The organism is Tamlana sedimenti, from assembly GCF_038148895.1.
GTDB lineage: Bacteria > Bacteroidota > Bacteroidia > Flavobacteriales > Flavobacteriaceae > Tamlana.
On sequence record NZ_JBBVGQ010000001.1, the window covers coordinates 504,476 to 518,216 of the forward strand.

14 protein-coding genes and 1 pseudogene are annotated in these 13,741 nt (G+C 37.9%); 13 read left to right on the forward strand and 2 right to left on the reverse strand.

Annotated elements, in window-relative coordinates:
• Positions 1-158: 158 nt before the first annotated feature.
• The 12 genes and pseudogenes from WJN01_RS02255 (at position 159) to WJN01_RS02310 (ending at position 9,082) form a co-directional block, all read left to right on the forward strand.
• Positions 159-488 carry a HesB/IscA family protein gene (locus WJN01_RS02255; protein WP_370477653.1) on the forward strand — a complete coding sequence of 110 codons (330 nt, stop codon included), beginning with the start codon at positions 159-161 and terminating at the stop codon, positions 486-488.
• A 9-nt stretch (positions 489-497) separates the two neighbouring features.
• Complete coding sequence (gene sufB, locus WJN01_RS02260) at positions 498-1,946, forward strand: Fe-S cluster assembly protein SufB (protein ID WP_445195535.1); 1,449 nt, start codon at positions 498-500, stop codon at positions 1,944-1,946.
• Between the two features lie 10 nt (positions 1,947-1,956).
• The gene (locus tag WJN01_RS02265; protein WP_445195536.1) at positions 1,957-2,379 is read left to right on the forward strand and encodes a hypothetical protein; all 423 of its coding nucleotides are present in this window, start codon (positions 1,957-1,959) and stop codon (positions 2,377-2,379) included.
• Positions 2,380-2,381: 2 nt separating this feature from the next.
• On the forward strand, positions 2,382-3,131 hold the full coding sequence (gene sufC / locus WJN01_RS02270) for a Fe-S cluster assembly ATPase SufC (RefSeq protein ID WP_445195537.1): 750 nt from the start codon (positions 2,382-2,384) through the stop codon (positions 3,129-3,131).
• Between the two features lie 36 nt (positions 3,132-3,167).
• A pseudogene (locus WJN01_RS02275) lies at positions 3,168-3,557 on the forward strand (four helix bundle protein).
• Between the two features lie 63 nt (positions 3,558-3,620).
• The gene (gene sufD / locus WJN01_RS02280) at positions 3,621-4,934 is read left to right on the forward strand and encodes a Fe-S cluster assembly protein SufD (protein ID WP_445195538.1); all 1,314 of its coding nucleotides are present in this window, start codon (positions 3,621-3,623) and stop codon (positions 4,932-4,934) included.
• A 95-nt stretch (positions 4,935-5,029) separates the two neighbouring features.
• Complete coding sequence (locus tag WJN01_RS02285) at positions 5,030-6,244, forward strand: aminotransferase class V-fold PLP-dependent enzyme (RefSeq protein WP_445196287.1); 1,215 nt, start codon at positions 5,030-5,032, stop codon at positions 6,242-6,244.
• Between the two features lie 32 nt (positions 6,245-6,276).
• Positions 6,277-6,699, forward strand: a complete 423-nt coding sequence (locus WJN01_RS02290; protein WP_445195539.1) for a SufE family protein — start codon at positions 6,277-6,279, stop codon at positions 6,697-6,699.
• A gap of 71 nt (positions 6,700-6,770) precedes the next feature.
• Entirely contained in the window at positions 6,771-7,097 is a 327-nt protein-coding gene (locus tag WJN01_RS02295; protein ID WP_370477644.1) for a DUF59 domain-containing protein, read from the forward strand.
• An 81-nt stretch (positions 7,098-7,178) separates the two neighbouring features.
• Positions 7,179-7,514 (forward strand): cupin domain-containing protein, encoded by a 336-nt coding sequence (locus WJN01_RS02300; protein ID WP_445195540.1) that lies wholly within the window; start codon positions 7,179-7,181, stop codon positions 7,512-7,514.
• 8 nt (positions 7,515-7,522) lie between these two features.
• Positions 7,523-8,029: a DUF2480 family protein gene (locus WJN01_RS02305; protein WP_445195541.1), complete on the forward strand. Its 507-nt coding sequence runs from the start codon at positions 7,523-7,525 to the stop codon at positions 8,027-8,029.
• A 126-nt stretch (positions 8,030-8,155) separates the two neighbouring features.
• Complete coding sequence (locus WJN01_RS02310; RefSeq protein ID WP_445195542.1) at positions 8,156-9,082, forward strand: DUF3078 domain-containing protein; 927 nt, start codon at positions 8,156-8,158, stop codon at positions 9,080-9,082.
• A gap of 78 nt (positions 9,083-9,160) precedes the next feature.
• On the opposite strand, the gene WJN01_RS02315 is transcribed toward WJN01_RS02310, so the two are convergent.
• Together WJN01_RS02315 and hflX are read right to left on the reverse strand one after the other, a co-directional pair.
• Positions 9,161-11,407 carry a penicillin-binding protein 1A gene (locus tag WJN01_RS02315; protein ID WP_445195543.1) on the reverse strand — a complete coding sequence of 749 codons (2,247 nt, stop codon included), beginning with the start codon at positions 11,405-11,407 and terminating at the stop codon, positions 9,161-9,163.
• A gap of 15 nt (positions 11,408-11,422) precedes the next feature.
• Complete coding sequence (hflX, locus tag WJN01_RS02320; RefSeq protein ID WP_445195544.1) at positions 11,423-12,634, reverse strand: GTPase HflX; 1,212 nt, start codon at positions 12,632-12,634, stop codon at positions 11,423-11,425.
• A 75-nt stretch (positions 12,635-12,709) separates the two neighbouring features.
• Here hflX and WJN01_RS02325 point away from each other — a divergent pair, with 75 nt between their 5' ends.
• Positions 12,710-13,681 (forward strand): endonuclease/exonuclease/phosphatase family protein, encoded by a 972-nt coding sequence (locus WJN01_RS02325; RefSeq protein WP_445195545.1) that lies wholly within the window; start codon positions 12,710-12,712, stop codon positions 13,679-13,681.
• The last annotated feature ends 60 nt before the right edge of the window (positions 13,682-13,741 follow it).

The following is a 13,741-nucleotide window of genomic DNA, read 5'->3' on the forward strand; positions in this document are numbered from 1 at the left end:
AAGCTTCGCCAATGTATAAGGAAAAGCTATAAAACTATATGCTAATATAATGTTAGGAAATGCTGTTATCCATGACTTATATTGTATATTTGTACCCTATTTAGAAACTGTCTTAATAAAAATTATTTAGCCAGATGTCTAAATCTAATTAATGCAACATGATAAAAGTATCTGAAACAGCAAAAAAGAAAGTACTTGAGCTTATGGCCGATGATGGCTATAATGCTGCAACGGACTTTGTGCGCGTTGGTGTTAAAAGCGGTGGATGTTCTGGGCTGTCCTACGATTTAAAGTTTGATAAAGAACAACAAGAAGGTGACAAAGTGTTTGAAGATAACGGCGTAAAAATTATTGTAGACAAAAAAAGCTTTTTATATTTAGTAGGCACTACTTTGGAATACTCTGGAGGATTAAACGGAACAGGTTTTGTATTCAACAATCCGAACGCCAACCGTACTTGTGGTTGTGGTGAAAGTTTCTCTTTATAAACAAAAACAATGAATAAATATACCGAAGACGATTTAAGGGAAGAACTTAAAACCAAGGAATATGAATATGGATTTTATACCGATATAGAATCTGACACATTCCCTGTGGGTTTGAATGAGGACATTGTTCGAGCTATTTCTGTTAAAAAAGAAGAACCTGAATGGATGACAGAATGGCGCTTGGAGTCGTTTCGTGCTTGGCAAAAAATGATTGAACCTGAATGGGCAAACGTAACATACAAAAAACCAGATTTTCAGGCTATTTCCTACTATTCTGCACCAAACAAAAAGCCAAAATATGATAGTTTGGATGAAGTAGACCCGGAATTATTGGCAACTTTCGAAAAATTGGGTATCTCACTTGATGAGCAAAAAAAGCTTGCCGGTGTTGCCATGGACGTGGTAGTTGATTCAGTTTCGGTAGCAACAACGTTTAAGAAAACTTTGGGTGAAAAGGGCATTATTTTCTGTTCCATCAGTGAAGCTATTAAAGAACACCCTGAACTTGTTAAAAAATATATAGGTACAGTAGTTCCTCAAAAAGATAATTTTTATGCGGCTTTAAACTCTGCCGTTTTTAGCGATGGCTCGTTTTGCTATATCCCTAAAGGTGTTAAATGCCCGATGGAACTATCAACTTATTTCCGAATCAATCAAGCCGGTACCGGCCAATTTGAAAGAACACTTGTAATTGCCGATGAAGGCAGTTATGTAAGTTACCTTGAAGGCTGTACCGCACCAAGTAGAGATGAAAATCAGTTGCACGCTGCAGTTGTAGAGTTGATTGCATTGGAAGATGCTGAAATTAAATATAGCACGGTACAGAACTGGTTTCCGGGAAATTCTGAAGGCAAAGGTGGTGTTTATAATTTTGTGACCAAGCGTGGATTGTGCGAGAAAAACGCAAAAATTTCATGGACTCAAGTAGAAACCGGTTCGGCCATTACTTGGAAATACCCAAGTTGTGTGTTGAAAGGTGATAATTCGGTTGGGGAGTTTTATTCTATCGCTGTGACCAATAATTTTCAGCAGGCCGATACGGGTACAAAGATGATTCATCTAGGAAAAAACACTAAATCTACCATCATTTCAAAAGGTATTTCAGCAGGAAAATCACAAAACAGCTACCGCGGATTGGTTCAAATTAATTCAAGAGCTGACAACGCCCGTAACTTTTCGCAATGCGATAGTTTGTTGATGGGTAATGAATGTGGCGCACACACCTTTCCTTATATTGAAGCGAAAAACAAATCGGCCAAAATAGAACACGAGGCAACAACCAGTAAAATAGGTGAAGACCAAATATTCTATTGTAATCAGCGTGGTATTGATACCGAAAAAGCAATCGCCCTTATTGTAAATGGATTTAGCAAAGAGGTGTTGAATAAACTCCCAATGGAGTTTGCCGTTGAAGCTCAAAAATTATTGGAAATAAGTTTAGAGGGAAGTGTTGGATAAACAACTCAAAATGAAAAGACTATTATTTACCACATTGGTTTTTATAGCATTTATAAGCTGTAAAAATGAAGCCAAATCTAAACAAACCGAGGATACTGGCACTTCAAAAACAGAAGAAAGAACAGATAAACAAAATGATGGGCTCACTTTACTGAAAGGGCAATTTGTTTTATATGATGGAGCCGCTGTTTTGCAAACACATGCCAATATTTATGGTCTTTTTATTACGGATAAACTTAAAGAGCTGAACCAACTCGCCGAAAAATATAAAAAGGAACCAACCGACATGGTTCAAGTGGAAATAAGAGGAAAAATCACAAATCAAAAAGATGAAAAAATTCTTTGGGAAAATAAGGTTGAAGTCGCTGAAATTCTCAGTGTAAACCCAATTCCTAAAGATGAAAATAACGTTGTAAAACTAGGAGAACAGTAATTATGTTAAAGATTAACAATTTACACGCAGGTGTTGAGGATAAAAGTATACTTAAAGGTATAAACCTTGAGGTAAAAGCAGGTGAAGTTCATGCTATTATGGGGCCAAACGGTTCAGGTAAAAGTACATTGGCTTCGGTTATTGCCGGAAAAGAAGACTACGAAGTAACTAAAGGTAGCATTGAATTTTTAGGTGAAGATATTGATGAATTGGCTGCCGAAGAGCGTGCGCACAAAGGCATATTTTTATCGTTCCAATATCCCGTGGAAATTCCAGGAGTATCGGTGACCAACTTTATGAAAACGGCCATTAATGAAACACGTAAAGCGAAAGGACTAGAAGAAATGCCCGCGAAGGACATGCTTAAACTTATCCGTGAAAAATCAGAGCTTTTGGAAATAGACCGCAAATTTTTATCCCGTTCGTTAAACGAAGGGTTTTCCGGTGGAGAGAAAAAGCGCAATGAAATTTTCCAAATGGCCATGCTTGAGCCTAAGTTAGCTATACTTGATGAAACAGATTCAGGTTTAGATATTGATGCGCTGCGCATTGTAGCAAATGGCGTTAATAAACTAAAAAGTAAAGACAATGCCGTTGTAGTGATTACCCACTATCAACGCTTGTTGGATTATATCGTACCGGATTTTGTTCATGTTTTACACAACGGTAAAATTGTAAAATCCGGACCAAAAGAATTGGCTCACGAACTTGAAGAAAAAGGATACGACTGGATTAAGCAAGAATTGGTTTAGCCAATTATTGCGTTTTAAGTTTTTTGTTTCAGGTTAATGGCTACAATAAAACGATTTGAGGATTTGGAAATTTGGCAAGAAGCCAGAAGGCTATTCAATTAAATCAAGGATGTCAGCAATGAATCAGATTTAAAAAATGATTTTAGGTTAAAAGACCAAATAAAAGCTGCTTCAGGTTCTGTAATGGACAATATAGCTGAAGGTTTTGAAAGAGATGGGAATTTGGAGTTCAGACAATTTCTTTCAATCGCCAAAGGTTCTGCAGGAGAAACCAGGTCTCAATTATATCGAGTTTATGATTCTGGATATATTTCAGAAGAAAAACTAAAAATATTAGTAGATGAACATGAAAAATTAAGCAAAAGAATTGCTGCTTTCATTTCATACTTAAACAAAAAGGATTTTAAAGGGAACAAGTTTAAATAACATTTGATTTTATGTTTTCAACCAACTTGAAACATTGAACAAAAAACTTGAAACAATTAAAAAATGGATTTAAAAGACAAATTAGTATCATCATTCATGGCGTTTGAAAATAGTGTTGACGTAGACACTTATATACACGACGTTCGTTCTGATGCCATAAAAATATTCGAAGAAAAAGGCTTCCCAACAAAAAAGGAAGAAGCCTGGAAATACACGTCCTTAAACAAAATTCTCAAAGAAGATTACAGTGTTTTCCCTAAGCGCGAAACAGGCTTGGAGTATAGAGATATTAAAAAATATTTTATTCACGACATAGATACCTATAAAATTGTATTTATTGACGGTAAATATTCTTCGCACTTGTCACAAACCACGCATGAAGGGATGGATATTTGTTTGATGTCAGCGGCATTTTCAAAACCCAAATACCGTTTGGTCATTGAAAATTATTTTAACAAAGTTGCCACTAAAGACAGCTTGTCTTCCTTGAACACCGCTTTCTCAAGTGAAGGAGCATACATCCATATTCCAAAAAACAAATTGGTTCAAAAACCAATTCAAATTATACATTTTTCAACAGGTAACGAATCGGCAACTATGTTGCAGCCGCGTAACTTAATTGTGGTAGACGAGAATAGCCACGTGCAGATTATTGAGCGCCACCAAAGCTTAACTGACAATGCTGTGTTGACCAATAGCGTTACCGAAATTTTCGCAAACAAACGTGCCATTGTTGATTATTATAAAATCCAGAATGACAATGACAACGCATCACTTATTGACAATACCTTCATCAACCAAAAACAAGAAAGTATTGCCTCAGTGCACACGTTCAGTTTTGGAGGAAAATTAACGCGCAACAACCTTAACTTTTTCCAAAACGGTGAACGTATTGATTCTACTTTAAAAGGAGTTACCATCATAGGCAACAAACAACATGTAGACCACAATACGTTGGTTCACCATATTGAGCCAAATTGCGAAAGCCATCAAGATTACAAAGGCATTTTTGACGGAAACTCCATAGGTGTTTTCAACGGAAAAGTCATCGTTGAAAAAGAAGCACAAAAAACCAATGCTTTTCAAGCAAACAACAACATTTTAATAAGCGACAAAGCAACCATAAATACCAAACCTCAATTGGAAATTTTTGCAGATGACGTTAAATGTTCACACGGTTGTACCATTGGCCAATTGGACGAAAGCGCTATGTTTTACATGCGAACTCGCGGCATTCCTGAAAAAGAGGCCAAAGGGCTTTTAATGTACGCCTTCAGCAACAATGTGTTAAGTTCGGTGAAAATTCCAGAAATAAAACAACGCATCACCAAGATTATTGCCAATAAATTGGGTGTTAATATTGGTTTCGACCTTTAAAATTATTTGAAGCTATTTAAGTTTACCCTGAGCGGAGTCGAAGGGCTACCAAATCAAGTTTCAACATGCCCCATTCGGGGCTAAAAATAACCGCCATGTTCAATGTAGAAGAAATAAGAAAAGATTTCCCCATTCTTTCTCGCAAAGTAAATGGCAAACCGTTGGTTTATTTTGATAATGCTGCAACCTCGCAAACCCCAAAACAAGTTATTGATGCCATTGTAGATTACTATTCAAATTACAATGCCAACATACATCGCGGGGTACATACATTGAGCCAAGAAGCGACTGACCTTTACGAACAATCTCGTGAAAAGATTAGGGCGCATTTCAATGCTATGTTCACCCATGAAATTATTTTTACCTCAGGAACAACACATGGCATTAATTTGGTCGCAAACGGCTTTTCATCCCTTTTAAAAAAAGGCGATGAAATCATTGTATCGGCTTTAGAGCACCACAGCAATATTGTGCCTTGGCAAATGTTGTGCGAGCGCACAGGTGCAACGCTTAAAGTCATTCCCATGAATAATGATGGTGAGTTGGTTATGGATGAATTTGATAAGCTTCTTTCCAACAATACGAAACTGGTTTTTGTAAACCATATTTCAAATGCCTTGGGAACCATAAATCCCATTGAAGATATCATTTATAAAGCACACCAAGTTGGTGCAGTAGTTTTGGTTGACGGAGCACAATCATGTCCACATTTAATCCCAGATGTTCAAAAATTGGATGTCGATTTTTACGTGGCTTCAGCCCATAAAATGTGCGGTCCTACAGGTGTTGGCATGCTTTACGGAAAAGAAAAATGGCTTAAAAAACTTCCACCATACCAAGGTGGAGGCGAAATGATTGCTGAGGTAACTTTCGAAAAAACCACATATGCCGAATTGCCCCATAAATTTGAAGCCGGAACGCCCAATATTTGTGGAGGTATAGCTTTCGGTGCGGCTATAGATTATATGAACCATATCGACTTTAATAATATCTCAGCCTACGAAAACGAGTTGCTTGAATACGCCACCGAAAAGCTATTAGAAATTGAAGGGCTTAAAATTTACGGCACCTCAAAACACAAAACATCGGTTATTTCATTTAATCTAGAAGGTATTCACCCTTACGATGTGGGCACTATTTTAGACAAGATGGGCATTGCTGTTCGTACTGGCCACCATTGTGCACAACCCATCATGGATTTTTACAAAATTCCGGGCACCGTGCGTGCTTCGTTTGCCTTTTACAACACCAAAGCGGAAATTGACGCCTTGATTGAAGGGGTTAAAAAAGCGAAAATGATGCTTTCTTAAATTCTTATCGTATTTTTGTTTAAAATTTAAGTATGACAATTGAAGAAATACAAAACGAAATAATAGACGAATTTTCCATGTTTGAAGACTGGGAAGAGCGCTACCAATATATGATTGATTTGGGGAAAGATTTACCCTTAATTGACGACCAATACAAAACCGATAACAACATTATAAAAGGTTGCCAAAGCAAAGTTTGGGTTCATGCCGAAATGAAGGACGATAAAATTGTATTTACAGCCGATAGTGATGCCATAATAACCAAAGGCATTATTGCTATTTTAATCCGCGTGTTTTCAAATCAGCACCCAAAAGATATTATTGACGCCAACACCGATTTTATAGACAAAATTGGTTTAAAGGAACATTTGTCACCAACACGCGCCAATGGTTTGGTTAGTATGGTGAAGCAATTAAAAATGTATGCCATTGCATATCAAACACAGTTAAATTAGACTAGTTGTTTGTTGCAGAGTCGTTGTTTATCGACTTAACACCACACAACTTAACAAATAACCTATAAAAAATGAGCGATTCAACTATAGATACAACAGAATTGGGTGAAAAAATAGTAGGGGTTTTAAAAACTATTTACGACCCAGAAATTCCCGTAGACATTTACGAATTGGGGTTGATTTATGATGTGTTCGTCAATGAAGATTACGACGTAAAAATCTTGATGACACTTACAACGCCCAACTGCCCCGTTGCCGAAACACTGCCCCTTGAGGTTGAAGAAAAAGTAAAATCTTTGGACGCTGTGAACAGTGCAGAGGTTGAAATCACCTTCGATCCGCCATGGACACAAGAGCTAATGAGCGAAGAGGCAAAGTTAGAACTAGGCATGCTTTAATTGAAAAAGAATTCCTTGAGGTTTCCCTTGAAATTGTCATTCCCGTGAAAACGGGAAACCAAACAAAAATAAAGAGATATAATGGCTAAAGAAGTCATAAAAAGCAATGAAGGTTTTGTTGCTTTAAATCCGAATTTAAACAGAAAAGTTGTTCACTTAAATGACCTAATGATTACGGTAATTGATTTTACCAACGGTCCTATGGAACAACCAGACCCACCTCACAACCACCCGCATGAGCAAATTACCTATGTAGTCAGTGGTTCTTTAAAATTATTTGTTGAGGATCGGGAATATCTACTAAACGAAGGTGATGTTTTTAAAATTGAGTCCAACCTCAACCATACAGTACAAACCCTAACAGAACATGTAAGACTGATAGACAGTTTTAATCCAATTAGGGAAGAATTTCTTTAAAAAAGTATATGCCAGACGAAATCATAAATCGCGTTGCGAACAGCAAATTGGTTGCCATCAACCTCGAGGACTATTATCCTAAAGGGCAACGCGTATTGTTCGATATTAAAGACTGGCTTTTTGAAGGATTCGTGCTGCGCGAAAAAGATTTTAGAAATCAGGTGGCAGAATACGATTGGTCGCAATACCAAGACAGTTATGTAGCGCTCACTTGTACCACCGATGCCATAATTCCCGGGTGGGCATTTATGCTCATCAGTCTTCATTTGGAACCCTTTGCAAAAAAAGTAGTGATTGGCAATTTGGAACAACTGGAAACTTCCATTTACCAAGATGTCATCAATAACTTGGATGTTACGGAGTTTAAAGGCAAACCTCTTATTATAAAAGGCTGCTCCAAAAAACCCGTGCCGCAAAACGCATACATCATGCTAGCCAATAAGTTAAAACCCGTTGCAACATCCATTATGTACGGCGAGGCCTGCTCTTCGGTACCACTCTTCAAAAAGAAATAATTTCCGTTTTTAAATGTGACTTCAGCACAAAACTGGGTCTTAAAACTGTTAATTATCAATCCATTTATAACATAATTTGCAACAAAAATAATGTTATATTTACGTACATATAAAAAAACAGAACGCATGCGAAGAACTCTATTATTAATTGTGTTTCTTATCGGAATAGTTTCGATAAACGCTCAAACAAAAGAAGAATTACAGGCCCAAAAAGCTGAAAAGCAAGCCGAGGCAGATGCCGCACAAAAAGAGGCCAAAGCCATTCAAGCAAAAATTGATGCCCTACCAGGCTGGAGAACAGGTGCTTTTGGTACTATTGGTGGCAGCTTATCCAATTTTAGCAAATGGTATGCCCAAGGTGCACCAAACAACTCCTCGGGTAATATTGGTTTTACCTTAAACGCTTATGCCAATTTAATTGAAGAAAAGTTTTTCTGGCGAAACGCCTTAAGTACAAACTTAAATTGGGTGAAATTGGATGATAAAGATAATCCAAACGACGATGAAAGCTTTAACCCAACTACCGATGTGTTCAACCTGTCCTCACTATACGGTAGAAACATTACAAAATCATTGGCGGCTTCTGGATTGATGGAATATAGAACCACGTTGTTGGACAACTTTAACGACCCTGGCTATTTAGATTTAGGGGTTGGCGCCACTTGGACGCCCATTGACAACCTTATTGTGGTGATACACCCTTTAAACTACAACTTTGTATTTAGCAGTGGGGACACGGTTTTTGAATCGTCTTTGGGTGCTAAAATCGTGGCCGATTACACCAGATCTATTGGTGCCGTAAACTTTAAAACCAACCTGTCGGCTTTCCAGAGTTATAAAAGTAGTGACTACTCCAACTGGACTTGGACCAACTCTTTTAGCTACACCCTTTGGAAAATGATTGGTGTTGGTTTTGATTTTGGTTTGCGTAGCAATAAACAAGAAGCCTTAAATTATGCTTTAATGCAAACCCCACCAACAGCTACTGGCTTTGATGATGTAAATAACGATTTACAATCTTATTATACTGTTGGGTTGAGTTATAAGTTTTAACACTTAGGTCTAAACTGATTTATAAAAACGCTTCCATTTTTAGGAAGCGTTTTTATTTTTTCATTTTTGACAATTATCCTACTTAAACCTTTTGGTCTTTTTCTTCCTACCAAACAACCGTTTAAAAAATCCATCACGTTTTTCGGGTTCACAATTTAGGTCTTCCAAAACCTGTGGTGACGGGGTTTTAAACTTGGCGTTGGTAATACTATTGTAATTGCTTTCGCCATTCAGTTTTTGGTAAAATTTGGCAAAAATGGGCAATGCCGAGTTGGCACCCTGCCCCATTGCTGTGGTTTTAAACCCAATGCTGTGGTTATCATTGCCCACCCAAGTTACGGTCACCAAATTAGGGGTTAAGCCCACAAACCAACCGTCCTTATTATTTTGGGTGGTACCCGTTTTTCCCGCTATATCATTTTTTAAATTATAGGTGCTTCGCAGTCGGGCTGCCGTACCAGAATTAACCGTAGATTTCATGATTTCCAACATCACTTCTCGGGTGTAATTACTATACGCTTCTTCCATTACTACTTTGGGTTTAAAGGAGGCGATGATGTTACCGTGGCGGTCTTCTATTTTGGTAATGGCATAGGGTTTTACGGCCTTACCTTCATTTAAATAACTGGCATAAGCGCCTGTTAACTGCCTTAAATTAATTTCAGCCACACCCAATGCCAACGAGGGTTGGTTGGGCAATTCCTTTGCGATGCCCAGCTTTTTAACTTGCTCATGCACTTTGGGGATGCCCACCTTGTCCAACACTTTTACGGCAATGGTATTTACCGAATGGCTCAAGGCTTTTTCCAAAGTGTAATTGATGTATGGGTCTTCCTCTGTTGTTCCTGAATTGGTGGGCGTCCAATCGTCATAATTTTTATAGGTCACTTCTGCCAACGAAAAGTACGTACAAGGTTTCATACCATTTTCAATAGCCGCCGTATAAACAAAAGGTTTGAATGTTGATCCCACTTGCCGTTCGCTTTGAGACACGTGGTCGTACTTGAAAAATCGATAATCTATACCCCCAATGTAAGCTTGAATAGCCCCCGTTTTGGGTTCTATGGCAAGCATGCCTGTATTTAGAAATTTAAGATAATGCTGCAAACTGTCCTTTAAGGTAACTGTTTTAATGGTATCACCTTTCCAACCGAAAAGCTCAATCGGTCGCTTTTTAGCCAATGAATCTTGAATTTGTTTTTCAGATAATCCAGCTTCCTTGTAGGCTTTATATTTAGGTAGATTTTTCATAGCGGTTTCAATAATCCTTTCATTGGTCTCCCATGGGGCATTATTGCCATACGATTTTTCAAAGTCGATTTGCAATTGCGACAAATGTTCTTTCATGGCTTCCTCTGCCAACTTTTGCATATCGGAATCTAAAGTGGTATGTACAATCAACCCATCTTTATACAAATCATATGGTTCCCCTTCAGGGTTTTTTATGGAATCTAAAATGGCTGATAATTCCTTTTTCACCTGTTCCCTAAAATAAGGCGCCAAACCCAAATCATGATTAAAAGAACGGTAATTTAAAACCAACTTTTCATTTTGTAGCATGTCCAATGAATCTTCCGCCAAGTAGCCATATTTCACCATTTGATTCAACACCACATTGCGCCGGTCTTGGCTGCGCTGAATGTTCAATCGCGGATTAAAATAATTGTTCGCCTTTAACGTGCCTACCAAAGTGGCAGCTTCGGTTGTTGTTAACTCTGAGGTGGTTTTGTTGAAGAATTTTTGTGCTGCGCTTTCAATGCCATAGGTATTATCTGAAAACGGCACCGTATTGAAATACATGGTTAAAATGTCGTTTTTCGAATAAATATCTTCAAGACGTTTGGCGATAATGGCCTCCTTAAATTTATTGATGAGCATACTGAACATGGCATAATCCTTTCGCCCGAACAGATTTTTAGCCAACTGCAAAGTAATGGTACTTCCGCCACCGGCTGATTTGTCCTGAAGGATGATGTTTTTCACAAACACGCGCACCAAACTCACATTATCAACCCCATCGTGTTCAAAAAATCGAACATCTTCGGTAGCAATTAAAGCATCAATAAGATGTTTTGGAAAATCATTGAACTTAAGTGGCTGCCTGTCGAAAATATAATATTTACCAATCAGTTTGCCATTTTTATCCAATACTTGGGTGGCTTGTTCCTGTTTTATAGAACTGAGTTCTTCTTTGGTAGGCAACTTGCCAAAAGCACCCCAATAAATACTAAAATAAAGGATGACAAAAAAAGCAATAACCGCAGCCACCCCAATAAGACTCCATTTAATCCATTTTCTTTTAAGCAGATTTGAAATCCTATTCATGAAAAATATGGTCTTTTAATTTTCCTCTTCGTAGTCCGGATACAGGAAATGGTTGTATGGAAAACGCGTTACATGAATTTGCCTCACTTCATCATAAACCCGCTTTTTAAAATCTTCTAAGTTTTGCTTATTTAACGCAGAAATAAACAAAGCATTGTCCCCAATTTTGTTCATCCAGGTTTTTTTCCACTCAGCCAGTGTGTAATGTCTTTTGGTACGCTCGGTTTCCAAATCGTCCTCGGCTAATGGCTCAGCTTTATAGGCGTCAATTTTATTGAACACCATGATGGTTGGTTTATCGTTGCTATCTATTTCGCCTAAAATCTTGTTTACAGAATCAATGTGTTCCTCAAAATTTGGGTGTGAAATGTCCACAATGTGCAATAACAAATCAGCTTCTCGAACTTCATCCAAGGTACTTTTAAAACTTTCAACCAATTGTGTGGGCAGTTTTCTAATAAAACCAACCGTATCACTCAACAGAAAGGGCAAATTTTGAATCACTACTTTTCTAACGGTCGTATCCAAAGTGGCAAACAGTTTGTTTTCAGCAAAAACTTCACTTTTGCTAATCACGTTCATTAGGGTAGATTTGCCAACGTTAGTATAACCCACCAAAGCCACGCGAACCATTTTTCCGCGGTTGCCACGTTGCACGGCCATTTGCTTGTCAATAGTTTTAATACGCTCTTTAAGTAGTGCTATTTTATCACGAACAATTCGCCTATCGGTTTCTATCTCGGTTTCACCAGGTCCGCGCATACCAATACCACCCTTTTGGCGTTCAAGGTGCGTCCACATACCTCGTAATCTTGGTAGTAAATATTCGCATTGTGCTAATTCTACTTGGGTACGCGCATAACTAGTTTGGGCACGTTGGGCAAAAATATCGAGAATCAGATTTGTTCTATCCAAAACCTTAACATCAAGTGCCTTACTGATGTTTCGCTCTTGTGCCGCCGAAAGTTCGTCATCAAAAATAGCCGTGTCAATCTCATGCTCTTTGATATATTTGCGTACATCCTCCAACTTTCCGGTACCGATAAATGTTCTGGGGTCGGGCTTTTCCATTTTTTGGGTAAAACGCTTTTCCACTTCACCACCCGCCGTATAGGTTAAAAACTCCAATTCATCCAAGTATTCCTTAGATTTTTCCTCGTCCTGCTCCCTTGTTATTATCCCAATTAAAACTGCTTTTTCTAAAGCAACATCTTTCTTTTCTATCATAAAAACAAATAATGCACAAATTTACACAATTGCCAGCATTTTCTTTTTTATATTTTAAAAGCTATTTTTGGATTTATGATTGAAGATTTTGAAAATATTCCTGTTCGGAATGATTTACAAACCATAGGGTTTTACAACCTTGAAAACTTGTTTGATACTCAAGACGACCCGAAAAATATGGGCGACAATGACTTTTTGCCCATTTCGACGAAAAAGTGGACACCCAAACGTTATCAAAACAAATTGAGAAAATTAAGTTTTGCTATTTCAAATATCGGTAGAAAAGAAACGGGAAAACACCCTGCTATTGTTGGTTTAGCTGAAGTTGAAAACGCCAAGGTAGTTGAAGATTTAATAGCCTCAAAACATTTGGAGGACCTCAATTATAGCTATGTGCATTATAATTCGCCTGACGAACGCGGTATTGATACGGCCTTGATTTATGATGCGGATGCTTTTGAAGTGTTACATTCTGAAACCTTTAGCGTGCATTTGGTTGATGAAGATGGTGAACCTGATTATACCAGAGATATTTTATTGGTTTCTGGATTGCTTGACCAAGAAAAAATTCATGTGTTAGTCAACCATTGGTCCTCCAGAAGAGAGGGGGCTGAAGAAACCGAATTTAAGCGCTTTGCTGCCGCCGATAAAGTGATAGAAATTACTGAGCGTTTAAAAAATGAAGACGCCAATGCCAAAATTGTAGTGATTGGCGATTTTAATGACGACCCATCCAGCAACAGTATAAGACGTTTGGTGAACAGTTGCGATTTATTCAACCCCATGGAGGTTTTGCATACCTACAATCGAGGAACAACAAACCATAATTTTAAGTGGAACTTGTTCGACCAAATTATTTTTTCAACCAACTTCTTCGAAGCTACCCCCGACACCTTAAGTTTTGATAAAGCTGAAATTTTTGATACCGACTTTTTAAAACTCTTTAAAGGAAAATACAAAGGCAAACCCTTTAGAACCTATGTTGGCCCCAAGTACAAAGGGGGCTATAGTGACCATTTTCCGGTATATGCTATTTTTAGGAAGTAAAGTTATTGTGAAGGACGCGGTGCTGCGCCAATCCTATAAATGGAACTCCACTGCAACAGA

Excerpts from the sequence above, each read along its gene's own strand:
- WJN01_RS02255 (WP_370477653.1), top strand. The coding sequence starts at position 159 with ATGATAAAAGTATCTGAAACAGCAAAAAAGAAAGTACTTGAGCTTATG.
- sufB (WP_445195535.1), top strand. The coding sequence starts at position 498 with ATGAATAAATATACCGAAGACGATTTAAGGGAAGAACTTAAAACCAAG.
- WJN01_RS02265 (WP_445195536.1), top strand. The coding sequence starts at position 1,957 with ATGAAAAGACTATTATTTACCACATTGGTTTTTATAGCATTTATAAGC.
- sufC (WP_445195537.1), top strand. The coding sequence starts at position 2,382 with ATGTTAAAGATTAACAATTTACACGCAGGTGTTGAGGATAAAAGTATA.
- sufD (WP_445195538.1), top strand. The coding sequence starts at position 3,621 with ATGGATTTAAAAGACAAATTAGTATCATCATTCATGGCGTTTGAAAAT.
- WJN01_RS02285 (WP_445196287.1), top strand. The coding sequence starts at position 5,030 with ATGTTCAATGTAGAAGAAATAAGAAAAGATTTCCCCATTCTTTCTCGC.
- WJN01_RS02290 (WP_445195539.1), top strand. The coding sequence starts at position 6,277 with ATGACAATTGAAGAAATACAAAACGAAATAATAGACGAATTTTCCATG.
- WJN01_RS02295 (WP_370477644.1), top strand. The coding sequence starts at position 6,771 with ATGAGCGATTCAACTATAGATACAACAGAATTGGGTGAAAAAATAGTA.
- WJN01_RS02300 (WP_445195540.1), top strand. The coding sequence starts at position 7,179 with ATGGCTAAAGAAGTCATAAAAAGCAATGAAGGTTTTGTTGCTTTAAAT.
- WJN01_RS02305 (WP_445195541.1), top strand. The coding sequence starts at position 7,523 with ATGCCAGACGAAATCATAAATCGCGTTGCGAACAGCAAATTGGTTGCC.
- WJN01_RS02310 (WP_445195542.1), top strand. The coding sequence starts at position 8,156 with ATGCGAAGAACTCTATTATTAATTGTGTTTCTTATCGGAATAGTTTCG.
- WJN01_RS02315 (WP_445195543.1), bottom strand. The coding sequence starts at position 11,407 with ATGAATAGGATTTCAAATCTGCTTAAAAGAAAATGGATTAAATGGAGT.
- hflX (WP_445195544.1), bottom strand. The coding sequence starts at position 12,634 with ATGATAGAAAAGAAAGATGTTGCTTTAGAAAAAGCAGTTTTAATTGGG.
- WJN01_RS02325 (WP_445195545.1), top strand. The coding sequence starts at position 12,710 with ATGATTGAAGATTTTGAAAATATTCCTGTTCGGAATGATTTACAAACC.